This is a genomic window from Nonomuraea sp. AD125B, assembly GCF_041402765.1.
Taxonomy (GTDB): Bacteria; Actinomycetota; Actinomycetes; order Streptosporangiales; family Streptosporangiaceae; genus Nonomuraea; species Nonomuraea bangladeshensis.
In genome coordinates, this window is the sequence record NZ_JBGLOU010000003.1 from 1 (window position 1) to 22,223 (window position 22,223).

Sequence of the window (22,223 nt, forward strand, 5' to 3'; positions counted from 1 at the left end):
ACCGGGAGCGCCTCCTCGCCATCGGAGCAGGCGGTGCTGGTCGAGCTCCGCGACGTCCGGATCGGCGACGGCCGCCTGCACATCCCGCATCTGGCTCTCGCCTCAGGAGACCGCCTGCTCGTACGCGGCCCCAACGGCGCCGGCAAGTCCACGCTCCTGCAAGCGCTCGCCGACGAGGCCGCCCGCGCCTCGGTCAGAGTCGGCCACCTCCCCCAGGAGGTGACGTTCGACCCCGACCTCACCGTCCTCGCCGCCTACGGTCACGGCTACCCGGACGAACGCGAGGCCGCCCTCCTCGGCACCGGCCTCTTCGCCCCGCACACGCTCCGGCAGAAGGTCGGCGAGCTGTCAGTGGGGCAACGACGCCGCCTGGCCCTCGCCCGCCTGCTGGCCTCCGAGCACGACCTGCTCCTGCTCGACGAGCCCACCAACCACCTCTCGCCACTCCTGGCCGAGGAGCTGGAGCAGGCACTCGACCACTACCGCGGCACGCTCGTCGTGGTGTCGCACGACCGCGCGCTGACCCAGCGCTTCCGCGGCGAACACCTGCACCTCGTAGGGGGACGTATATGTTGACCATGATCGACGCCGGCACACCGTACGGCATCACGACCGGTCCGGACGGCGAGCTCTGGTTCACCCTCGTCCACCAAGGCCGCATCGGACGCCTGCGCCCCGGTCACGACGCCCCGGTGATCCACCAGCTCGACCCGGCCGACGGCCAGCCCACCGTGATCACGCCCGGCCCGGACGGCGCGATGTGGTTCACCGAGGGCCAGGGCGGCCGGGTGTCCAGGATCACCGCCGACGGCGAGGTGACCGCCTACCCCGCCGACTCCCCGTTCGGCATCGCGGCAGGCCCCGACGGCGCGATGTGGTTCACCCAGATGCAGCCGGGCCGCATCGGCCGCATCACCCCGGACGGCGACCGCGCCGACTTCGAGATCCCGTCGCCCGGCGGCATGCCCGCCTTCATCACCCCCGGTCCCGACGAGGCCCTGTGGTTCACCCTCAACCAGGGCAACGCGATCGGCCGCATCTCACTGACCGGCGAGGTGACCCTCCACCCGCTGCCCACGGAGGCCGCCGCCCCGGTCGGCGTGACGCTCGGCCCCGACGCGGCGCTGTGGTTCGTGGAGATCGGCGCCGGGCAGATCGGCCGCATCGACCCGACCGGCAAGATCGACGAGTACCCACTCGCCGACCCCGCCTCCCGCCCACACGCGATCATCGCAGGCCCCGACAACGCCCTGTGGTTCACCCTCTGGGGCACCGGCCGCATCGGCCGCATCACCCCGGATGGCGCCATCCAGGAATTCCCCCTCCCGGAGCCGCCACCCGGTCATGGAGGCGGCGAACCGTGGAAGGCAGAGCCACACGGCTTGGCGGTGGGCCCTGACGGAGCAATCTGGATAGCCCTCGAAGCCGGCGCCCTGGCCCGCCTCACCACGACGCCCTGACCACCCGGCCTCGCCCCACTCCCCACCACCTACGGGCCCAGCACGGCTCGTGTTGCGGGGGTCCGGGTGGCGACCGGACTCTCGCGCGGAGTTGACTATGGGCATGCATGCCATCTTCGTCTCCGCCCAGGGCGGTCCAGAAGTTCTCGAATACGTCGAGCGTCCCGACCCCACGCCCGGTGACGGCGAGGTCGTGGTCGACGTCGCCGCCAGCGGCGTCAACTTCATCGACATCTACCACCGCTCCGGCGCGTACCCGCTCGACCTGCCCGTCACCATCGGCTCGGAGGGGGCGGGCACGGTCGCGGCGGTCGGGGCCGGGGCGCGGAACGTGGCCGTCGGCGACACCGTGGCCTGGGCGAACGTGCTCGGCAGCTACGCCGAGAAGGCCGTCGTGCCGGCCGCGCGGCTGGTGCCGGTGCCGGACGGTGTGTCGGCCGAGCTGGCCGCCGCGACGATGCTGCAGGGCATGACCGCCCACTACCTGACCCACTCCACGCACGAGGTGAAGGAGGGCGACCGCGTCCTCGTACACGCGGGCGCGGGCGGCATGGGCCAGCTGCTGATCCAGCTCGCCAAGCTGCGGGGCGCCAAGGTGTACGCCACGGTGTCCACCGACGAGAAGGAGAAGCTGGCCCGCGAGGCCGGGGCCGACGAGGTGCTGCGCTACGACGACTTCGCCGAGGCCCTGCGCGGCACGATCGACGTCGTGTACGACGGCGTCGGCAAGGCCACCTTCGACGGCAGCCTGGACGCCCTGCGCCCGCGCGGCCTCATGGCCCTGTACGGCGCGGCGAGCGGCCCGGTCCCGCCCCTCGACCCGCAGACCCTCAACAAGAAGGGCTCGCTCTTCCTGACCCGGCCGACACTCGTGCACTACATCGCCGAGCGGGCGGAGCTGCTGCAGCGCGCGTCCGACCTGTTCGGCTGGATCGCGGCGGGCGAGCTGCGCATCAACATCTCGCACCGCTATCCGCTGGCGGACGCACGGAAGGCCCACGAGGACCTGGCCGGCCGGCGCACGACCGGCAAACTGCTCCTCATCCCGTAACGATCGGCCGGTGACCATACCTCGGTGAGGGTAGCCGTCCGGGCCGACGGCGGACGGCTACGGGGAGTCATGAAAGAACTGAAGCCACACGGCTTCAGCGTCGCACCGACATCCACGAGCCGTCTCGGTCACGACGACTCGATCACCCTTCCGCTCCGTGCGCCTTCCTCGGCGACAAAAGAAGCTCCTGACAGGGAGTTGATCATCACGAGCTCCCGCCGCCATCGTCAGGATGTTGTTGCCGCGCCACCGGAACGACCGCTCGCGCGGGCGGTGGCTCTCCCGCCACCGCCCGCGCCCTTACCGCCTGCCGCGCAGACCTCGCGGCGGTGGCCGCGCTGCCGCTGCGGCCCCGGGCGTCCGCTCGCGGGTGAGCCGGACGGTCAGCCGAAGGCGGTGTGACCGGTGAGGTCTGCGGAGAGGCGCCAGAGGCGGGCGGCGGCGTCGGGATCCACCGCCCACGGCTTGACGCCGCCGACCAGCATGTCGTCGCTGGTCGCGGGCTCGGCGAGGTCGCAGTCCTGGCAGTAGGCGCCGCCGTACGCCTCCAGCAGGGGCGAAGTGGCCGCCCACACCGCCGTCGCTGCGCCCTGGGCCGGGGTTTTGAAGCCGTCGGCCGGGCGGTCGCCGGTGATCCAGCCCTGGGCGACTTGCTCCTCGTGGGGGATCCGGCGTTGCAGCGGGGTGAGGATGCTGCCCGGGTGCACGGAGAAGGCGCGCAGGCCGTCGGCCGCGCCGAGTGCGTCGAGATGGACGGCGAACAGGGCGTTGGCCGTCTTGGACTGCCCGTAGGCCACCCAGTGGTCGTAGCCGTGGCGGAAGTGCGGGTCGTCCCAGCGGATGTCGGACAGGAAGTGGCCCGAGGAGGAGACCGAGATCACCCGGGCCCCGGCGAGCGCCGGGCGCAGCCGGTTGACCAGGGCGAAGTGACCGAGGTGGTTGATGGCGAAGTGCGCCTCCCAACCGGGGCCGACGGGCCGCTGAGGGTAGGCCATGACGCCCGCGTTGCCGATGACGATGTCGAGCGTACGGCGGGTCTCCAGGAACAGGTCGCAGAAGGCCCGCACGCTGCCGAGGTCGGCCAGGTCCAACTCCCGGACCTCCGTGCGGGGGAGATCGCGCAGCGCGTCCGCCGCGACGTCGGGACGGCGGGCCGGTACGACGACGTGCGCTCCGGCCCGCGACAGCGCGCGGGTCGCCTCCAGGCCGAGGCCCGAGTAGCCGCCGGTGATCAGAACGTTCCGGCCGGACAGGTCGAGACCGGCGAGGACATCGTCCGCCGTACTGTGCGCGCCGAATCCCGAACCTAGTTTCTGTTGTGCTGATGCCATGCCCCTGACCGTAGAATCTAGACTGCGATCTAGGTCAAACTATGGCGAGGTGCCATGAGCAGGGACACCGACCGCCTGTCCATCGGTGACGTCGCGCAGGCCACCGGGCTCGGTGTGCACGCGCTGCGCTTCTTCGAACGCGAGGAGCTGTTCCTGCGCCCGATCCCGCGCACGGCGGGCGGGCAGCGGGCCTACGACCGGGCCGACGTGGAGTGGCTGCTGCTGTGCAACCGGCTGCGGGAGTCCGGCATGCCCATCGCCACCCTGAGGAGGTTCGCCCACCTCGTGCGGTCGGGGCCGGGCAACGAGCCGGAGCGGCTCGCACTGCTGGAGGAGCACGAGCGAGCCGTACGCGAACGGATCGCCGATCTGACGGCGAGCCTGGAGATCATCCACGGCAAGGTCACCGCCTACCGCCGGCACGTCGAGGAGGGGACCGCGGCCGGGGTGTGGTCGCCGACGCCGTCCGCGTAGAGCGAGCGGGGGTGCATGACTTCCACACGGAAACCCTCCAGATGATCCTCGTCGAACGATTTCCAGGAAGACAGCTTCTTCCTGTTCGACAGCTGAGACATCACCGATCGACAGGACCGGCTGCAACGACTTTTCAGGAGGCGGCTCGCCAACCTGGAGCGCGCATCTCATGCAACCGGGGCGAGATACGTTCGATCATCTAGTCAACGGGCAGACGCAGCCGAGCACAACTGATGCTCTTTGTGACGGTGCATTGGACGCAGGAGAGCCGTTGGCAGATGACATCGAAGAAGTTCGCATCGCCTGGCGAGCGCAGCCCGGCAAGTATACGAGTTCGGCAGCGTTCGCCGCGATGTCCATGGCGAGCGGCGTCATGCTGTCGAGCGAGCGGCTCGACAGCGTTGAACAGAACTGGTGACAGAGAACTTTTGCTGATGCGGACGCCGATCCTGCGCGTGACTCAATACCGGAGATGTGGAGGCATGTGGATGGAATAGCGGAGGCTGCGGAGCAGTTCCTCGTCCAACCGAATTCGGGTCTCCAGCTCGAAGGCGGTGAGAATCGCGGCCATCAGGTAGGCGGGATCCGCTTCGCCGTCATCGTCATCAAGATGATCATGAACTTCGCGCAGATACGGGTCGAAGAGTGGCCGGTAGAGGGCATATGGGCCTTCGAAGGACGTCGCTGCTTCCCGTATGGATTCGGCGGCGTCATCCGATTCGAAGAGGTATGCCTCACTCCAGCCGAAGCCCGGGCCGGCTGGTGAGCTGAATGAGAAATCGAGATTGTAGAGGTCCCATTGGGCGATCGCGCGTGTGACGCCACGTCGAAGCGCATCGTCGGTGCGTAGATACAGACCCGCGACGGATTGCCAGTCCCACGTCACTACAGCGTCTTCCACTTGATCGATGAAAACGCATCCGTCATGATCGAGGAGGTCATGTTCCGCCCTGGGCTGAAGATCCCCGGCTTGTAATCCCATTCGCTGCAACGCCTCGTCCAGCCTCAATGGGGTGGTGACCGTATAGCAGAACATCTCCTGGTGTCCACCGAGGAAACTGTTGTACCTCGCCATGATGGCGCGCAGTGGTGCCGGCAGGGCATCGAACATGTGCAGATCTTCTCAGGAGGAGAGCAGGGGCATGATCTCGAGCATGTGTCCGGCACGGCGGCCGACGGCTGCCCGAAGGGCTTGGTCAGGCGTTCGGCCAGCCGAGGAGGCGGGCGCCCAGGACGGCGGTTTCCAGGGTGAAGCGCTGGGTGGGGTCGTCCGGGGAGAAGCCGGTCAGGCGGCGGATGCGCTCCAGACGGTACGTCACCGCGCGCGGGCTCAGCCGCAGCTTGCGGGCGGCGGCTGTCTGGTTGCCGTGGGAGGCGAAGATGGCCTCCAGGGTCTCCAGCAGCGGTTCGTGGCCGCCGCGCGCCTCCAGGAGCGGGCTGAGGACGCTGGTCACCAGGTCTTCGATGGCGCTGCGGTCGCGGAGCAGGACGGGGAAGACCAGCAGGTCGGCAGCGCGTACGACGTCGATCTTGAGCGATAAGGCGTCGGCCAGCGCCAGGGCCTGGGCGGCCTCGCGGTAGGAGGTGACGACGCCGCCCGGGCCGCGATGCGCCCGGCCCAGGCCGACACGCCAGCCGGTGGCGAAGCGGGCGCGTACGTGGTGTGTGAACTCGCCGACGGCGGCCGGCAGCGTGGCCGGGGCCACGCACACCAGGAGGTCGTCGCGGACGGCGACCAGAACGTTGTGCGAGCCGAAGCGGGTGACGAGGGCGCGTTCGACGGCGTTCCTGTCCTGGGCGAGGCTCGTGGAGGGGAGGTTGCCGGCCACGGCGACGACGTACGACTCGGCGAGGCGCAGGCCGAAGTGCTCGGCGCGTTCGGCCAGGCGTTCGGCCCGGCCCTGGAGCAGGTCGTCCACGAACTCCCTGCGAGCCTCCTCCTCGTCCCGGATCGCGGCGAGCTGGGCCTGTTCGTACCCCTCCATGAGGGCGGAGACGGCGCGGCGGAGGGCGGGCAGGACGGGTGGGAGGCCGTCGGCGGCGGCCAGGGCGTCGTCCACGAGCGAGCGCAGCGGCACCCCGAGTTCGGCGGCCCGTACGCCGGCGGCGCGGCACGAGTCGAGCGCGTGCCGGTCGGGCGCCCGCCCCGTCCCCGCCGCCTCGGACAGAATCCGGCGGCATGCGTCGAGTAACCCGCCCCGCACCTCGGAGGCAGAGGACCCCGCGCTGGACGTCCCCATGCCGGAGGCTCCCGGACCGGAGGTGGACGGGCCTGAGGGTCCCGCGTCCGAGGAGGCGCCTCTGGCGGTGGGGGTGCGGGGGGGTGGGGGGTCGTCGCGGGGGGCCGCAGGTAGGGGTGGTGGGGTCATCACACTCCTACGTCGCGCCGGTCGAAGGCGAGCACCGCGGTGAGCGCGAGCACGACCGTCGCTCCCGCCAGCACAAGGTAGTCCCCCACCGGCACCCCCTCAAAGAGGGGCCGCCCTTCGGCGTAGTAGTGGAACGGTGAGACCCACTTGAGCCAGGAGATCGCGTCCCAGGAGCGCCCGACGGTGACCACCATGTAGCCGGCCACGACCCACACCCCGACCACGGCCGAGGCGACGAGCCGCCGCCCCGTGGCCGCGCCGACGGCCAGGGCCACGGTGCCGTGGAACAGGCCGAGGAGCAGCACGCCGAGGTGACCGGCGAGGATGCGGCCGAACGGCACCCCGTTCTCGACCAGGGCGCTCATCCCCCAGGCGACCAGCAGCGTCACGGCGGCGACCGCGAGCAGGCCGAGCGCCAGCGCGGCGAGCCTGGCGAGCACGAGCCGCCTGCGGTCCACCGGCAGGGTCAGGACGAGCTCCAGGGTCCCGTTCTCCTCGGGCCCGGCGAGCGCCCGGTTGGCGAGCAGCGTCGCGCACGCGATGAACAGCATGGGGACGAAGAGCTGGTAGACGGCGGTCTGGAGGTAGCCGGCGCCGCTGGTCATGTCGGCGAGGCCGCCCATGAGGTCGCGCAGCGGGCCGGGGAACTTGGCGATCATCGCCGGCCCGTACACGTCCGGGCTCTCCTTGATGCTCCCGTAGACCGCGAGGTAGAGCGCCACGAAGGCGCTGATGCCGGCGGTCCACCAGAACGTCACGCCGCGGTGGTCGCGCAGGCTCTTGCTGATCAGCGGGCCGTTCATCGGGGCCGCTCCTCGTCGCTGTAGTAGGTCAGGAAGATCTCTTCGAGGTCGGGCTCGGCGCTCACCAGGTGGACCACGGTGTGGCGGGCGGCGGCCTTGACGAGCGCGTCCGGGCGGCCGTCGATGGTGCAGGACAGGGCGGCCCCCTCCAGGCGCAGGTCGCGTACGCCGGGCAGCCCCTCGAAGTCGGCGCGCGGCACGGGCGCCGCGAAGTGCAGCTCGACCCGGCGCACCGCCTTCTCGCGCAGCGCCGCGACGTTCTCGACGGCGACGAGCCGCCCGCCGCGTACGATGCCGACCCGGTCGGAGACGCTCTCCACCTCGGCGAGGACGTGCGAGGACATGAGGACGGTACGCCCGGAGGCGCGCACCTCGCGCACCAGCGCCAGGAACTCGTGCTGCACGAGCGGGTCGAGCCCCATGGTCGGCTCGTCGAGGATGACGAACTCGGGCTCGTGCATGAACGCCTGGATGAGCCCGATCTTCTGCCGGTTGCCCTTGGAGAGCTTGCGCATCGGCACCGACAGGTCGGCGTCGAAGCGCTCGGCGAGTGCCGCGATGCGCGACCCGGGGACGCCGCCGCGTACCCGGCCGAGGAAGCGCAGGTAGTCGAGCGCGCGGTCGCGGCTCTCCAGCACCAGGTCACCCGGCAGGTAGCCGATGCGGGCGCGGACGGCGGGCTCGCGCGGTGAGCCCCCGAGGACGCGTACGAGGCCGCTGGTCGGCCTGATCACGTCGAGCAGGAGCCTGATGGTCGTGGTCTTGCCGGCGCCGTTGGGTCCGAGGTAGCCGAAGACCTCGCCCGGCTGGATCTCCATCGTGAGGTCCGCGAGGCCCCGGCGGCTGCCGTAGTACTTGGTCAGCCCTTCGGCCTGCACCACTGCTGTCATGGCGGCATCGTCCCGCCGTTGTGGGTAGGGCGTCAGCGGGCGGATCCGGCAAGGTTCGCGGGCCGTTCGTTTCCGAGGCGCGGCAAGGGGAGGGTGAGGGCGTGGAGACGGCGTTCGTGCTCGGTGGCGGTGGCGTGCTCGGCGCGCACGAGGTGGGCATGCTGCGGGCGCTGGACGCCGCGGGCATCCGTCCCGACCTGGTGGTGGGCACGTCCGTGGGCGCGCTGAACGGGGCCGTCATCGCCGCCGGGCCTGGCGAGGCGGTGGAGCGGCTGACCGGGTTGTGGCGCTCCGACATCGTCCGCACCGCGTTCGCCGGCTCATGGGTGGCCCGGCTGTCGACGCTGGCGAGGACCGGCACCCACCTGCATCCGATCGGGCCGCTGCGCGACGTGCTCGCCGAGACCGTACGGGTGGAGCGGATCGAGGAGCTGGCGGTGCCGTTCCAGTGCGTGGCGGCGTCGGTGGAGCGGGCGGCGGCGCACTGGTTCACGGCGGGGCCGCTGGTGCCGGCGGTGCTGGCGTCGTGCGCGGTGCCTGGCCTGTTGCCGCCGATGGTGATCGGCGGGGAGCACTTCTACGACGGCGGGCTGGTCCACAGCATCCCGGTGGGCCGGGCGGTGCGGCTCGGGGCCAAGCGCGTGTACGTGCTGCACGTCGGCAGGATCGAGCGCCCGCTGACGGCGCCGCGGCGGTTCTGGGAGGTGGGGATGGTGGCGTTCGAGATCGCCCGCCGGCACCGCTTCGCCGAGGACATGGCGAGCCTGCCGCCGGGCGTGGAGGTGCACGTGCTGCCCGCCGGGGCGACCGAGGCGATGTCGCCGCTCCGCTACCGCGACGGGGCGCAGGTGTCGGCCTGCATCGAGCGGGCGTACCACGCGTCCGCCCGGTATTTGAGCGACCATGGCGGATGAGGGCAGAGGAGGGAGGACAACCTAGTCCAGGGAGGCCGTGTTGCTCCCCCCACGCATTCTGCGCCGGGTCGTGCTGGCGCCGCTGATCGTCCTGGTGACGGTGGCCATGCTGGTCACGCTGCCGCTGTGGCTCGTCGTCGCGGCCGTCGCCTCGATGGGGCTGCCGCCGCCGCAGCGGCGGGCGCCGCGGTTCGTGTGGTTCGCGGTCGCCTGGCTGACGCTGGAGTCGCTGGTGCTGATCGCCTGCCTGTGGCTGTGGGTGGCGGGCGGGGCCCGCCGCCGGGAGCGGCACTACGCGCTCGTCGGGTGGTTCCTGTCGCGCCTGTACGGCGCCGCCGAACGGATCTTCCGCCTGACCGTGGACGTCGAGGGCCCGCCCTGCGCCGACGACGCGCCGCCCCGGCCGCTGATCGTGCTGTCCAGGCACGCCGGCCCCGGCGACTCGTTCCTGCTGATCCACCGCCTGCTCGTCGCCCACGACCGGCGGCCGAGGATCGTGATGAAGGCCGCGCTCCAGTACGATCCCACGCTCGACGTGATGGTCAACCGGCTGCCGAACGCGTTCGTCCCCCGCCGCTCCGGCCGCCGGCGCATCGTCGAGGAGATCCGCCGCCTGGCCGGCACGATGGGCGACAGGGACGCCCTGGTGATCTTCCCGGAGGGCGCGAACTTCAGCCCGCGCCGCCGCCGGGTGGCGATCCGCCGGCTGGAGGCGAAGGGGCTGACGGAGGAGGCCGCGCGGGCCCGCCGCATGGAGCACGTGCTGCCGCCGCGGCCGAACGGCGCGCTCGCCGCGATCGCTTCCTGCCCGGGGGCCGACGTGGTGTTCGTGGCGCACACCGGCCTCGACGACCTGGTCACGCTCGGGGACGTGTGGCGCAGGCTGCCCTACACCGTGCGCATCTCGGCGACGTGGTGGCGGGTCCCGGCCGGCGAGGTGCCGCGCGGGCGCGAGGAGGCCATGCGCTGGCTGTACGACAACTGGGAGCGCGCCGACGCCTGGATCACCGCGCGGCGGGAGCTCCCGGTGGAAGGAACGGGACCTCCGGCGGGCCGTCGCTGATCAGCCGGAGCAGCGCGCCGGTGTCGAGGTGGCGCTCCACGAGGTCGCCGAGCGCGTCCAGCCTGGCCTCCCTGAGCGCGGCGAAGTCGGTGCCGGGCGCCGGGACGAACTCGCGCCCGGCCCGCGCGGCCACGTCGGCGAGGAACGCGCGGCGGAAGCCGTCGTTCTCCAGCGCGCCGTGCCAGGTGGTGCCCCACACGTCGCCGACCCGGCAGCCGTCGAGGAACGGCTCCCCGCCCTCCACGGTGACCCGCCCGTGGTGGATCTCGTAGGCGCGTACCGGCTGCCCGTAGGCCGTCCCCTCGGGCCGGCCGAGGCGTTTCTCCGGGGCGAACTCGACCCGCGCCGGCAGCAGTCCGAGCCCCTCGACCCGGCCCGCGCCCGACTCGACCTCGTCCACGATCTCGCGCCCGAGCATCTGGAACCCGCCGCAGACGCCGAGCACCGGCCCCTTCCGCTCGGCGACGGCCGCGGCGAGGCCCGTCCTGCGCAGCCAGCGCAGGTCGTCGACCGTGGCGCGCGAGCCGGGCAGCACGACGAGGTCGGCGTCGTCCAGCTCGGCGGGACCGGTGACGAAGCGGACGACGACGCCCGGTTCGGCGGCCAGCGCGTCGAGGTCGGTGAAGTTGGAGATGCGCGGCAGCCGGACGACCGCGACGCGCAGGGTCTGCCGGCCGTGCGGCGGGCGGGCGGCGACGTGGCGGGCGTCGAGCGCCAAAGAGTCCTCGACGTCCAGCCAGAGGCCGTCGAGCCAGGGCAGCACGCCGTAGACGTGCCGGCCGGTCAGCTCGCGCAGCATGTCGAGTCCGGGCTCCAGCAGCTCTCGCGCGCCGCGGAACTTGTTGATCACGAATCCGGCGACGAGCGCCTGATCGGCGGGCTCCAGCAGGGCGACGGTGCCGTGGAAGGCGGCGAACACGCCTCCTCTGTCGATGTCGCCGACCACGACGACCGGCAGGCCGGCGGCCCTGGCCAGGCCCATGTTGGCGAGGTCGGTGCGGCGCAGGTTGATCTCGGCGGGGCTGCCCGCGCCCTCGCACACCACCACGTCGTACTGGGCCCGTAACCGGGCCAGGGACTCCAGGGCGGTGGCGCGGAGGAGGTCCTTGAGCTCGCCGTACTCCATGGCGTCCACGTCGGCGACCGGCCGGCCCATGAGGACGACCTGGCTGCGGCGCTCGCCGCCCGGCTTGAGCAGGATCGGGTTCATGTCGGCGACCGGCTCCAGGCCGGCGGCCTGCGCCTGCGCGGCCTGGGCCCGGCCGATCTCGGCGCCACCGGGGGTCACGTAGGAGTTGAGCGACATGTTCTGCGCCTTGAACGGCGCCACGCGCACGCCCTGGCGAGCGAGCCAGCGGCAGATGCCCGCGGTGACGACGCTCTTGCCCGCGTCGGACGTGGTGCCCGCGACGAGCAGTCCTCCGGTGACCATGAGATCACCGTACCGGAGCCCCGGTGGCGCCGGTGATCGTGCGCCGGTCAGCCCTGGGTGCCGCGCCGGTAGGGCTCGCCGGTCGGGTCGCGCTCGGCGGACATCTGCTCGCGCTCGGCCGGCGTCGGGCCGGCGCCCTCGGTGGTCCGGCCGGTGCCCGTGGTGCCGCCCGTGGTGCCGCCCGTGGTGCCGCCCGTGGTGCCGCCGCCGTAACGGCGCTGTACGGCGTCCGCGCCCTTCTCGATGTGCTCGTCGTACTTGTGACCGGTGCGTTCCTTGGCGAACCGCTCGGCCTTGTCGAGCATCTGGTCGGCCTGCTTCGAGTGCCCGCGGGCCAGGTTCTCGGCCTTCTTCAGCCATTCCGCGATGCGGCTCATGATGCCTCCCCCTCGTGTCGGTTACCCGGCCCCTACCCGACGGAACCGGACCGTCACCTCGGGCCGGGGTCGGTCAGGTGCGCCGCCGGCACGGGGATCGAGGGGAACGGGTTGTCGGGCAGGAGGATGACGCGGCGGGCGTCACGGGGCCGCAGGGCGGCGTCGAGGTGGAGCAGCGCCGAGCCGATGCCGGCCGCGCCCACCATGTAGCCGGTGTCCGCGCTCACCTCGCCCGGTCGTAACCGCCGGTACGCCTGGTACCAGCGGAACCCGCGGCCGTCGTGGTCGGTGGCCGCGCCGATGAGGTGGCGGGCGAGCCTGCGGGCGTAGCCGAGGTAGGTCTCGTCGCCGGTCTCCGCCCAGAGGCCGGTGAACAGCTCCAGCAGCCCGGCCGAGCCGCAGCACTGGCAGGCCGTGTTCCAGAAGCCGGGGGTGCGCCGCTCCGGCACGCCGCTGCGGACGATGCCGCCGGCCAGCCGCTCCACCCATTCGAGGTGGCCCCGCTCGCCGGTGACCCGGTGCAGCTCCTGGAACATCCGCGCCACGCCCGCCGAGCCGGAGCAGAACCCGAGGTAGTGCAGGCCGCGCCCCTGCGGCACGTGGTGGGGCACCAGCGCGCACCGCTCGGAGAGCACGCTGATCTCGCGGACGAAGCCCGCCCCCCGGTTGGCCGCGTCCAGGAAGCGCGGCTCGCCGGTGAGGCCGTACAGGCGGGCGAGGAGGAACGCGGTCCCCGCGGTGCCGGCCAGGAAGCCGGGGGTGACGGCGTCCGTGGGCAGGTCGGGGCAGTCGCCGAAGCGGTGGCCGGGGACGGCGAGCCCGGCGATGCGCTCCCCCGCCTCGACCGCGATCTCCTCGTGGCCCTGCACGCCGAGCGCGGCGGCGGCGCGCAGCAGCCCGAGCACGATGCCGCCGTCGCCGCGCTGGGCGGGGTCGCCGGTCCAGCCGGGGCCGCCGGGGAGCGGCCGGGCGGACCGTACGACGTGCTCGGCCGCGGCCCGGGCCGCCGACTCCAGCCGCTCGTCGCCGAGCGCCCAGCCGGCCTCGGCGAGCGCGACGACGGTGCCGGTGAGCCCGTGGTAGAGGGTCAGGTCCTGCTGCTCGCGCCAGGTGGCCGCGAGCCGCCGGGCCCCGGCCGCGGCGTCCTCCAGGTACGCCTCGTGCCCGGTCGCCGCGGCGAGCTCCAGGAAGAACAGGACGATGCCGGCCGACCCTGTGTAGAGGGAGGCGGGCTCGGGGGCGGCCAGCGCGGAGCGCCCGCGGGCGTCCGGGTTGGCGGCCCAGGTGCGACCGGCGGCGTCGTCGCGGGCGGCGGTGCGGATCCACCGGCCCGCCAGGATGGCGGCGGTCAAGGGCGTCTCGGCACGCTCGCGCGGCGAGCGGGTCTTGTCCAAACCCATACGTTTGATTATCCCACACTTCTGGTAGGAAAATTAGGGTGTTGTCCGAGTCGTCTGGAGGGAAGACGGTGGCCCTGCCCGATTTCCTGATCGCGGGCGTGCCCAAAGCCGGCACGACCGCCCTGCACACAGCGCTGCGACAGCATCCCGAACTCTACCTGCCCACGATCAAGGAACCGAAGTTCTTCCTCACCGACGGCCCGCCGCCCGAGCACGGCGGCCCCGGCGACGTGGAGACCTACCGGGAGCACGTCTGGCGGCGCGAGGAGTACGAGGCGCTGTTCGCGGGCGCCCCTCCGGGCGCGCTGACCGGCGAGTCCACCCCGTTCTACCTCTACGACGCCGGAGCGCGCCGCCGGATCCGGGCCCTCGTCCCGAATGTCCGGATCATCGTGACGCTCCGGGACCCGGTCGAGCGCGCCCACTCCAACTGGACGCACCTCTGGTCGGCCGGGCTGGAGCCGATCGGCGACCTCGTACGCGCCTGCGAGGCCGAGCCGGAGCGCGTCGCCGCCGGCTGGTCGCACTTCTGGCACTACGTCGGCCTCGGCCGCTACGGCGAGCAGCTGGCCGATCTGTTCGAGCTGTTCCCGCGCGAGCAGGTGCTGATCTTCCGCTACCGGGACGTCGTGGACCGCCCGGCCGAAACCCTCGACCGCATCTGCGCCTTCCTCGGCGTGCGGCAGGGGCTGCTCACCGAGGTGCCCCGGCGGAACGTCACCGCGCACCCCGCCCCCGGCGCCCGGCACGCCGTGCTGTCCACGCTGGCCCGCCGCCTGCCCGCCCTGGCCCGGCCGATCGAGGGCCTGCTCCAGCACCGGGGCGAGGCCCGCCGCCCGCTGTCGTGGGAGCAGCGGCAGCGGCTCATCCCGTACTTCGCCGAGGACGTCGCGCTGCTCCAGCGGGTCACCGGCGAGGACTTCGGCGACTGGCTGCGGCCGAGGGAACGCTCCGGCGGCCTGGTCGGCGTCCGGCCGCCGGGACAGCGGCAGTCACGCAACGGCCGCGGCCGGGGGTGAGTCACCGCAACTCGGTGCGCAGCTCGTGGGCGCCGTCCTCGCGGGTGTACTCGTAGTAGAGGCGGGTCCCGCCGCCGGGCAGGTCCACGAGCTCCAGGTAGCGCAGGCCGCCCCCGCCGTACGGCGAGCGCGCGGCGGGCCGCTCGCCCACGGGGGTCAGCGCGGCCGGGTCGGTCCCGACCGCGATGCCGGTGCGCTCCTCGTAGTTCTCCTCCGCGCCGGCCCGGCCGTCGTAGAAGGCCACCACCCGGTCGCCGTCGAAGCGCACCGCGCTCACGCGCACGCCGCGCGCGTCCCACATCCCCGGCCGGCCGGTCAGCGCCGTGCCCTGCCAGGTCCACTCCATGCCGTCGGCGCTGGTGGCGTAGTCGGTGACCATCTGGTCGGCCTCGTCGGGGTCGGCGAGCGGGTGGCAGGAGGCCCACAGGTGCCACACGCCGTCGCGCCGGACGATCACCGTGTCCTTCACCCCGGTCTTCGGGTCGCCGGGCAGGACCGTCACGCGGGTGCGCGGGTCGAACGCGCCGGGCTCGTCGGCCTCCAGCACCTCCACCCGCCAGTGCTTGGTGCCGGTCGTCGCGCAGCTCAGGTAGAGCCGCCAGCGCCCGTCGGGCAGGTGGACGAGGGTGGGCCGCTCCAGCGACTCGGCGTCCATCTCCTCCCGCGTGATCGTGGCGAGCGTCTCGAAGCGCTCGCCGTCCACGGAGCGGGCGATCGCCACCGCGTAGCCGCGGCCCTGCCCGACGGGGCGGCGCAGCCGGTAGGCCAGGTGGATGAGCCCGCCGGCGGCGACGGCGCTGGGCGCGCCCGCCCAGTGCCCCTCCCCCGGCGACGGCGGCCCGATCGCCACGCGGGCGCGGTCGGGGTCGGGCAGAAGGGCGTTCTCGTCGATCGGCATGGGACCGAGGGTAGGGCTGGACTGGGTGCCGGACATCGCCGCTTGCCCCTTCTTTAGGATTCTCCTCATTGCCTATGGACTTTAGCGGGAATCTGGGGCGTTCCGGTGGAGCGAACCGGGTCTGTCGGGGGCGGCTTCTACCCTACGGGTATGACCCCGCACGGATTCACGATCACCGCCGACGGCCCGTTCGACTTCGGCGGCTGCCTGCGCTTCGCCGAGGACTGGCCGGCCACCAGCGCGCTGCCCTCCGACGGGCGGGCGCTGCGCTTCTCCTACTGCGCGGAGCACGACTGGAAGCCGATCGGGGTGCGGGTGACGGCGGCGCCGGGCGGGGTCGAGGTGGCCACCACCCGGCCCGCGGGCCCGTCGATCCGCGGCGAGGTGGCGCGGATCTTCTCGCTCGACGTCGACGGCACGGGCTTCGCCAAGGCCGGCGAGGCCGATCCCGTGCTCGGCGACGTGCAGCGGCGGCGTCCCGGCCTGCGCCCGCTGTGCTTCTGGAGCCCGTGGGAGGCGGCGTGCTGGGCGGTCATCGTGCAGCGCTCGTCGATGCTCGTCGCCTCGCGCGTCAAGCAGCGCATCGCCGCCCGCTTCGGCGCCGAGGTCGTCGTGGACGGGCAGGCGTTCCAGGCGTTCCCGCCGCCGGTGTCACTGCTGGAGGCGGGCGGGCTCGGGCTGCCCGCGCAGAAGGAGGAGTGGGTGCGCGGGCTGGCGCGGGCGGCGCTCGACGGCGTGCTCACCACCGAGCACCTGCGCTCGCTCGCCCCCGAGGAGGCGCTGGCCGAGCTGCGGGCCCTGCCCGGGGTGGGGCCGTTCTCCGCCGGGCTCATCCTGATCCGCGGCGCGGGCGCGCCCGACGCCTTCCCCGGCGACGAGCCGCGGCTGTTCGCGATCCTGCGGGAGGCGTACGGGCTGCCCGAGGACGCCCCGCCGGCCGCCTACCGCGAGCTGGCCGACGCGTGGCGGCCCTACCGCTCGTGGGCATCCTTCCTGTTCCGCGCCACGGCCTACGGCACCCTCGACGACCAGGCGGTCACGCGGCCGGGTCCACCGGCAGCTCGACGGTGATGGTCAGGCCGCCCTCCTCGCGCGGCCAGCCCGTGACCGTGCCGCCGTGGGCCTCGGCGATGACCTTGACGATCGACAGGCCGAGCCCGCTCCCCCGGTCCGAGCGCAGCCGGTCGCCGTGCAGCCGCCGGAACGGCTCGAAGATCGTCTCGATCTCGTAGGCGGGCACGGGCAGCCCGGTGTTGGCCACGACCAGCTCGACCCGCTCGGCCCTGCGCCGCGTCGAGAGCCACACCTCGCCCTTCGGATGGTTGTGCCGGATCGCGTTCTCCAGCAGGTTCTGCACCAGCCGCTCCACCAGCACCGCCTCGCCGGTGGTCGGCGCAGGGTCGAGCAGCCGGTGGATGGTCACCTCGCGCTCGGCAGCCTCGGCGGCGGCCTGGTCGAGCACGTGCTCGGCCACGTCCGTCAGGTCGAACGGCCGCCGGTCCAGCACCGCCTGCTCGCCCTCCGCCAGCGCCAGCAGGCCGTCGATGAGGCGTTCGTGCCGGGCGTTGACCAGCAGCAGCGACTCGCCGAGCCGTTTGACGTCGTCGGTCGCGTCGGGCCGGCGCACGGCCACGTCCACGAGGGTCCTGTTGATGGTCAGCGGGGTGCGCAGCTCGTGGGAGGCGTTCGCGACGAACTTGCGCTGCGCGTCGAACGCGCGGGCCAGCCGGCCGAGCATGGTGTCGAAGACGTCGGCCAGCTCCTTGACCTCCTCGCGCGGGCCCTCGTAGGAGATGCGCTCGGTGAGGTCGTGGCTCTGGGCGACCTGGCGGGCGGTCTCGGTCATCCGCCGCAGCGGCAGCAGCACCCAGCCGGCCGTCCGCCAGCCGACCCCGAACGCCCCCGCCGCCCCCGCCACCACGGCGAGCGCGCCGAGGTCGCGCACGGCCGTGAGGGTGTCGCGCTGGTAGGCGGCGCGCACCCGCATCGCCTGCCGGCGCCCCACCTCGTACAGCGGGTCGTTCCTGCAGACCCCGTCCTGCGTGCAAGCGGGCGTGAGCAGGTCGGCGCGATATTCGAGGTTGGAGCGCACGACGAGCCACACGCCGGCGAGCACGAAGGCGCCGAGGACGAGGAACCCCACGGCGCAGGACACGGCGAAGCGGAGACGGGCGCTCATCGGATGCGGTAACCCGATCCGGGGACGGTCTCGATGACCTGAGGCTCGCCGAGCTTCTTGCGCAGCTTCATGACCGTGGTGCGCACGGTGTTGGTGAACGGGTCGATGTGCTCGTCCCACACCTTCTCCAGCAGGTCCTCGGCCGAGACGACCGCGCCCCTGGCCCGCAGCAGCTCGGCCAGCACGCCGAACTCCTTGCGCGCCAGCGGCACGTACACGCCGTCGCGGAACACCTGCCGGTGCGCCCAGTCCAGCCGCACCCCGGCCCGCTCCAGCAGGGGCGGGTCGGCCCTCCTCGCGCGCCGGCCGAGCGCGTGCACGCGGGCCACCAGCTCCTCGAACGCGAACGGCTTGGGCAGGTAGTCGTCGGCCCCCAGCGACAGCCCGCGCACGCGGTCGCGCACGTCCCTGGCGGCGGTCAGCATCAGCACCCTGACCAGCCACTCCTTCTCCACCACGGTCCTGCACACCTCGTCGCCGTGCACCTGGGGCAGGTCGCGGTCGAGGACGAGCACGTCGTAGTCGTGCACGGCGAGGCGTTCCAGCGCCGCCTCGCCGTCGTAGGCGACGTCCACCGCCAGCGCCTCGCCCCGCAGCCCCTCCGCGATCGAGTCGGCGAGCATCTTCTCGTCCTCAGCCACCAGCACCCGCACGCGCGCCCCCTCGCGAGATCCATGAACGGCGAAGATCCTCGCCGAACCCACATAACGCCCGCATAACCAAATCTCGTGACGATCAGGTTATCGGTCATCCGCTGGACTGCCCTGCCTACGGCCGGAACCGACCGGCCCGACGTACGGGGAGGACGTCCGTGACAGCCCGACTGCTCCGGACGCACCGGCTGTTCTGCTGCGTGCTCGCCCTGGCCGCCGCGCTGCGCGTGCTGGTCATGCTCGGCTACGACACGGCGCAGGTCTACTGGTACGACTCCTTCACCTACCTGGACACGGCCGTGCACATGCGGCCGCAGGGAGCGTTCCACCCCGCCGGGTACTCGTGGTTCCTGTGGGCGCTGCTTCCCTTCCACAGTGTCCGGCTCGTGGTCGCGGTCCAGCACGTGATGGGCCTGGGGGTCGCGGTGATGATGTACGCCCTGCTGCGCCGGCGCTCGCTGCCCGGCTGGGGCGCGGCGCTGGCGACCCTGCCGGTCCTGTTCGCCCCGCCGTTCGTCCGCCTGGAGCACGCGGTGCTGTCCGACCTCCAGGTGATCTTCCTGGTCACGGCCGCGCTGCTGGTGCTCATGTGGCGGCCCGGGAAGATCTCCGTCCGGGCCGCGGCCGCGGCGGGCCTGCTGCTCGCGTTGGCGGGGCTGACCCGCACCGCCGCCGTGCCGCTGCTCGGCCTGGCCGCGCTCTGGCTGCTGCTGCGCCGCACGCCCTGGCGGCACTGGCGGCCACTGGTCGCGCTGGCGCTCGCGGGCGGCCTGCCGCTGCTGGCCTACGCCGGCTGGTACGCCCAGCACCACGGCAGGTTCGGCCTGAGCGGCTCCGACGGGGTGGCGCTGTGGGCGCGCACGATGACGTTCGCCGACTGCTCTGTGATCAAGCCGCCGCCCGACCTGGCCCCGCTCTGCCCGAACGGCACCGTCGTGGACGCCGCCTCCGAGTACGTCTGGGCGCCGGGCTCCGCGCTCAACCGCCTGCCCGGCGACCGTTTCACGCACAACGACGCGGCCAGGTCGTTCGCCCTCGCCGCGATCGCCGCCCAGCCGCTCGACTACCTGCGTGAGGTGGTCAAGGACACCTCGCTGGCCTTCGCCTGGGAGCCGGTCGCGCATCCGAAGCGGGTCACGCCCATGTCGACGTTCCCCGTCGGGTCGTGGTCGCTGCCCGAGGAGCACGCCCTCATCGGGAAGGTCCGCGCCGAGTACGACCAGGACATCAGCGGGATGTCGTCCGTCGAGCCGTACGCGTCGATCCTGGCCGCCTACCGGTACCCGTGGGCGCTGCACGGCCCGCTGCTGGGGGTGATGCTCGTCGTGGGCGGGCTCGGCGTGGCCGCGGGGCGGGAGCGGCGGGCCGTGCTGCTGCCGTGGGCGTTCGCGATGTTCCTGCTGGTGGCGCCGGTGGCCGCGCTCGACTTCGACCACCGGTACGTGCTGCCCGCCATCCCGCCCGCGTGCCTGGCCGCCGCCCTGGCGTCAGGACGCCTGCGCCTGCGCCTTCAGGGCGACCGCCGGCCGGCCCTCCGCCCCGACCCGCCGGAACAGGATGGCCCGCGCCGCCACGACCACGCAGACCAGGCCGAGCAGCAGGCCCCAGGTCACGTCGGTGAGGAAGTGCATGCCCCGGTACAGGCGGGAGAACGCCACGCTCAGCGGCGCGGCGACGCCGAGCACCCAGATCACCACCTGCAGCGCCCGGTTGCGGGTGTGCGTGGCGAGCACGAGGGCGAGGCCGCAGTAGAACGCGACCGCCGCGCTGACGTGCCCGGACGGGAAGCTGGAGGTGGGCGGGGCCGGGTCCAGGTGCTCCACCGGCGGCCGGTGGCGGCCGACGACCTCGGTGGTCCCGAGGAACACCAGTGACTGGCTCCACACCGCGACGATCAGGAAGACCGACTCCAGCCAGCGTTTCCACACCAGCCGGAAGGCGATCGCGGCGATCGCCGTGAGCGTCACGATGTAGGGCGTGTCGGACAGGCTGCTGCCGAAGTCGGTGAGGGTGTTCCACTCGGAGGTGCGGTCGGCGGCCAGCGCCCGGCTCAGTCCGGCCTCCCCGGTCGGCCAGGCGAGGATCGCCCGGCCGACCCCGTACGTCACGGCGGCCAGCAGCACCAGCGGTAAGAAGATCGTCGAGGCGTAGTACTTCACGTGCTCACTCATGGGTCACCTTCACCGATTCCGGTTCCACTCCTTCGCTCACCGGCGAGGCCGGTCTGCGCCCCTGCTCGCGCCGCCACATCTCGAACGCCGCCGCCGTGGCGGCGATCACCGCCACGCCGAGCACGATGCCGCCCACGACGTCGCTCACCCAGTGCACGCCGAGCGCCACCCGCGTGTACGCCACCGACAGCACCACGAACCACCCGGCCGCCCACGCCAGCCGCCGCCCCCACCGGGGCAGCGAGGGCAGCAGGAGCAGGACGATCACGCCCACGCCGAGCGTCACGTTGACCGCGTGGCCCGACGGGAACGAGTCGCCCGGCGCGAGCGCGACCGGGTCGGGGAGGTGCGGCCTGGCCCGGGCCACGACGATCTTCAGCGCGAGCCCGAGCAGCCCGCCCACGACCATCGTGGTGACCGCCCACGCGGCCAGGCGCGGCGCGCCCCGGTAGAACAGCCAGGCGGCGTACAGGCCGACCGCGATCCGCCACGGCCACGGCCCGAACAGGTCCGTCCAGACGATCAGCACCGTGGTCACGCCGGGGTGGGCGAGCGCGTACGCGTGCAGGTCCACCGCCACCTGGTGGTCCAGGTCGTTCAGCGGCATCTTGGCCACGACGAGGAGAAGGGTGAACGGAATCATGATCAGCGCCACGGCGAGACTCGCCAGCGCCAGCCGCAGCCCGAGACCGCGATCAGGATCTTTGAGCTGTGGAAGTCTCACGTCTCCCGCCCTTTCCCTCGGTTGCGCGTCCGCCACGGCTACCCAGCGGGCGCGCGATTAATGCTCCTGTCTGAGAAGCCGCGGCCGGGGTAGTCGCACCCACATGTCCCCCACTGTGGCGGTGATCGCCCACCGCAAGAAGACGTTAGGAGCCGGCCTGGACCGGCTCCGGGTGCTCATCACCGAGGAAGGCGTCGGCGACCTGCTCTGGTACGAGGTGCCGAAGAGCAAGAAGGCGCCCAAGAAGGTGCGCAAGGCGCTGAAGAAGGGCGCCGATCTGGTGTTCGTCTGGGGCGGCGACGGCATGGTGCAGCGCTGCGCCGACGCGCTCGCCGACTCCAAGGTGCCGATGGCCATCCTGCCCGCCGGCACCGCGAACCTGTTCGCCGGCAACCTCGGCATCCCCATCGACCTGGAGGAGGCCGTGCGGATCGGCTTCCACGGGCGGCGCGAGCGGCTGGACCTGGGCGTGGTCAACGGCGAGCACTTCGCCGTGATGGCCGGGGCCGGGTTCGACGCGGAGATGATCGCCGCGACCGACGGGGCGGCCAAGCGGAAGCTCGGCAAACTGAGCTACGTCAAGGCGGCCGTCCAGGGCGTCGGCGGCCCGCTGGTGCCGATGACGATCGAGATCGACGGCTCCACCTGGTTCGACGGCATGGCGAGCTGCCTGCTGCTGGGCAACGTGAGCACGATCGCGGGCGGCATCGAGGCGTTCGACGACGCCCGGCCGGACGACGGCTGGCTGGACGTGGGCGTCTCGACGGCCAAGGGCCCGGTGCAGTGGGCGCGGGTGCTCGGCAGGATGGCGGCCGGGCGTTCCGACGAGTCGCCGTTCGTGCGGATCACGCGGGCGCGCAAGGTGTCGGCGAAGTTCGGCTCGCCGCTGACGTACGAGCTGGACGGCGGCGACCGGGACAGCGTCACGGAGATCGAGGCCGAGGCCGCGCCCGGCGCGCTCACGATCTGCCTGCCACCTGCGCGGTGACCGGTGTCACGGGCTTGACCTGGACTT

At 72.7% G+C, this 22,223-nt stretch carries 24 protein-coding genes; 11 read left to right on the forward strand and 13 right to left on the reverse strand.

Going from position 1 to position 22,223, the window contains the following annotated elements:
- The 3 genes from ACBR40_RS09325 to ACBR40_RS09335 all read left to right on the forward strand — a co-directional run.
- Window positions 1-576: ATP-binding cassette domain-containing protein (locus ACBR40_RS09325; RefSeq protein ID WP_371248366.1), on the forward strand; the 576-nt coding region annotated here is incomplete at its 5' end.
- Entirely contained in the window at window positions 570-1,460 is an 891-nt protein-coding gene (locus tag ACBR40_RS09330) for a virginiamycin B lyase (RefSeq protein ID WP_371248367.1), read from the forward strand. The genes ACBR40_RS09325 and ACBR40_RS09330, both read left to right, overlap by 7 nt.
- Before the next feature lie 103 nt (window positions 1,461-1,563).
- Window positions 1,564-2,511 (forward strand): quinone oxidoreductase, encoded by a 948-nt coding sequence (locus tag ACBR40_RS09335; RefSeq protein WP_371248676.1) that lies wholly within the window; start codon window positions 1,564-1,566, stop codon window positions 2,509-2,511.
- A gap of 383 nt (window positions 2,512-2,894) precedes the next feature.
- On the opposite strand, the gene ACBR40_RS09340 is transcribed toward ACBR40_RS09335, so the two are convergent.
- Entirely contained in the window at window positions 2,895-3,842 is a 948-nt protein-coding gene (locus tag ACBR40_RS09340) for an SDR family NAD(P)-dependent oxidoreductase (RefSeq protein WP_371248368.1), read from the reverse strand.
- A gap of 54 nt (window positions 3,843-3,896) precedes the next feature.
- On the opposite strand from ACBR40_RS09340, the gene ACBR40_RS09345 reads away from it, so the two are divergent.
- On the forward strand, window positions 3,897-4,316 hold the full coding sequence (locus tag ACBR40_RS09345; protein WP_371248369.1) for a MerR family transcriptional regulator: 420 nt from the start codon (window positions 3,897-3,899) through the stop codon (window positions 4,314-4,316).
- Between the two features lie 271 nt (window positions 4,317-4,587).
- The gene (locus tag ACBR40_RS09350; RefSeq protein WP_344207043.1) at window positions 4,588-4,734 is read left to right on the forward strand and encodes a hypothetical protein; all 147 of its coding nucleotides are present in this window, start codon (window positions 4,588-4,590) and stop codon (window positions 4,732-4,734) included.
- A gap of 42 nt (window positions 4,735-4,776) precedes the next feature.
- On the opposite strand, the gene ACBR40_RS09355 is transcribed toward ACBR40_RS09350, so the two are convergent.
- From ACBR40_RS09355 to ACBR40_RS09370, 4 genes are all read right to left on the reverse strand, one after another.
- Entirely contained in the window at window positions 4,777-5,427 is a 651-nt protein-coding gene (locus ACBR40_RS09355) for a hypothetical protein (RefSeq protein ID WP_371248370.1), read from the reverse strand.
- An 85-nt stretch (window positions 5,428-5,512) separates the two neighbouring features.
- Window positions 5,513-6,556: a PucR family transcriptional regulator gene (locus ACBR40_RS09360; protein WP_371248371.1), complete on the reverse strand. Its 1,044-nt coding sequence runs from the start codon at window positions 6,554-6,556 to the stop codon at window positions 5,513-5,515.
- Between the two features lie 128 nt (window positions 6,557-6,684).
- Window positions 6,685-7,488: an ABC transporter permease subunit gene (locus ACBR40_RS09365; protein WP_371248372.1), complete on the reverse strand. Its 804-nt coding sequence runs from the start codon at window positions 7,486-7,488 to the stop codon at window positions 6,685-6,687.
- On the reverse strand, window positions 7,485-8,378 hold the full coding sequence (locus ACBR40_RS09370; protein WP_371248373.1) for an ABC transporter ATP-binding protein: 894 nt from the start codon (window positions 8,376-8,378) through the stop codon (window positions 7,485-7,487). The genes ACBR40_RS09365 and ACBR40_RS09370 overlap by 4 nt, the downstream gene beginning before the upstream one ends.
- A gap of 101 nt (window positions 8,379-8,479) precedes the next feature.
- On the opposite strand from ACBR40_RS09370, the gene ACBR40_RS09375 reads away from it, so the two are divergent.
- Window positions 8,480-9,292, forward strand: coding sequence for a patatin-like phospholipase family protein (locus ACBR40_RS09375; protein WP_344207038.1), 813 nt, complete (start codon window positions 8,480-8,482; stop codon window positions 9,290-9,292).
- A gap of 37 nt (window positions 9,293-9,329) precedes the next feature.
- On the forward strand, window positions 9,330-10,355 hold the full coding sequence (locus ACBR40_RS09380; protein WP_371248374.1) for a 1-acyl-sn-glycerol-3-phosphate acyltransferase: 1,026 nt from the start codon (window positions 9,330-9,332) through the stop codon (window positions 10,353-10,355).
- Here ACBR40_RS09380 and ACBR40_RS09385 read toward each other — a convergent pair.
- From ACBR40_RS09385 to ACBR40_RS09395, 3 genes are read right to left on the reverse strand one after another with little or no spacing between them, the layout of a single operon-like run.
- Window positions 10,297-11,787 (reverse strand): cobyric acid synthase, encoded by a 1,491-nt coding sequence (locus tag ACBR40_RS09385; RefSeq protein ID WP_364460298.1) that lies wholly within the window; start codon window positions 11,785-11,787, stop codon window positions 10,297-10,299. The two genes, ACBR40_RS09380 and ACBR40_RS09385, sit on opposite strands and share 59 nt — an antisense overlap.
- A 47-nt stretch (window positions 11,788-11,834) precedes the next feature.
- On the reverse strand, window positions 11,835-12,164 hold the full coding sequence (locus tag ACBR40_RS09390) for an antitoxin (RefSeq protein WP_371248375.1): 330 nt from the start codon (window positions 12,162-12,164) through the stop codon (window positions 11,835-11,837).
- A gap of 53 nt (window positions 12,165-12,217) precedes the next feature.
- A complete protein-coding gene (locus ACBR40_RS09395; RefSeq protein WP_371248376.1) occupies window positions 12,218-13,564 on the reverse strand; it encodes a lanthionine synthetase LanC family protein in 1,347 nt (448 codons plus the stop codon).
- A gap of 68 nt (window positions 13,565-13,632) precedes the next feature.
- Here ACBR40_RS09395 and ACBR40_RS09400 point away from each other — a divergent pair, with 68 nt between their 5' ends.
- Window positions 13,633-14,583, forward strand: a complete 951-nt coding sequence (locus tag ACBR40_RS09400; protein ID WP_371248377.1) for a sulfotransferase — start codon at window positions 13,633-13,635, stop codon at window positions 14,581-14,583.
- A gap of 1 nt (window position 14,584) precedes the next feature.
- Here ACBR40_RS09400 and ACBR40_RS09405 read toward each other — a convergent pair whose 3' ends face one another.
- The gene (locus ACBR40_RS09405; protein WP_344207032.1) at window positions 14,585-15,481 is read right to left on the reverse strand and encodes a hypothetical protein; all 897 of its coding nucleotides are present in this window, start codon (window positions 15,479-15,481) and stop codon (window positions 14,585-14,587) included.
- A 150-nt stretch (window positions 15,482-15,631) separates the two neighbouring features.
- Between ACBR40_RS09405 and ACBR40_RS09410 the strand changes: the two genes are divergently transcribed.
- The gene (locus ACBR40_RS09410) at window positions 15,632-16,552 is read left to right on the forward strand and encodes a DNA-3-methyladenine glycosylase (RefSeq protein WP_371248378.1); all 921 of its coding nucleotides are present in this window, start codon (window positions 15,632-15,634) and stop codon (window positions 16,550-16,552) included.
- Here ACBR40_RS09410 and ACBR40_RS09415 read toward each other — a convergent pair.
- The 3 genes from ACBR40_RS09415 to ACBR40_RS09425 form a co-directional block, all read right to left on the reverse strand.
- On the reverse strand, window positions 16,518-17,660 hold the full coding sequence (locus ACBR40_RS09415) for a sensor histidine kinase (RefSeq protein ID WP_371248379.1): 1,143 nt from the start codon (window positions 17,658-17,660) through the stop codon (window positions 16,518-16,520). The two genes, ACBR40_RS09410 and ACBR40_RS09415, sit on opposite strands and share 35 nt — an antisense overlap.
- Complete coding sequence (locus tag ACBR40_RS09420) at window positions 17,657-18,313, reverse strand: response regulator transcription factor (protein ID WP_371248380.1); 657 nt, start codon at window positions 18,311-18,313, stop codon at window positions 17,657-17,659. Before ACBR40_RS09420 ends, ACBR40_RS09415 begins: the two co-directional genes overlap by 4 nt.
- Before the next feature lie 1,487 nt (window positions 18,314-19,800).
- Entirely contained in the window at window positions 19,801-20,280 is a 480-nt protein-coding gene (locus ACBR40_RS09425) for a phosphatase PAP2 family protein (RefSeq protein ID WP_371248677.1), read from the reverse strand.
- Between the two features lie 10 nt (window positions 20,281-20,290).
- On the opposite strand from ACBR40_RS09425, the gene ACBR40_RS09430 reads away from it, so the two are divergent.
- Window positions 20,291-20,464 (forward strand): hypothetical protein, encoded by a 174-nt coding sequence (locus ACBR40_RS09430; RefSeq protein WP_329591804.1) that lies wholly within the window; start codon window positions 20,291-20,293, stop codon window positions 20,462-20,464.
- Between the two features lie 12 nt (window positions 20,465-20,476).
- Here the strand turns inward: ACBR40_RS09430 and ACBR40_RS09435 are convergent, their stop codons facing one another.
- The gene (locus ACBR40_RS09435; RefSeq protein ID WP_344207026.1) at window positions 20,477-21,208 is read right to left on the reverse strand and encodes a phosphatase PAP2 family protein; all 732 of its coding nucleotides are present in this window, start codon (window positions 21,206-21,208) and stop codon (window positions 20,477-20,479) included.
- Between the two features lie 103 nt (window positions 21,209-21,311).
- Between ACBR40_RS09435 and ACBR40_RS09440 the strand changes: the two genes are divergently transcribed.
- Entirely contained in the window at window positions 21,312-22,196 is an 885-nt protein-coding gene (locus tag ACBR40_RS09440) for a diacylglycerol kinase family protein (protein ID WP_344207025.1), read from the forward strand.
- Window positions 22,197-22,223: the final 27 nt, after the last annotated feature.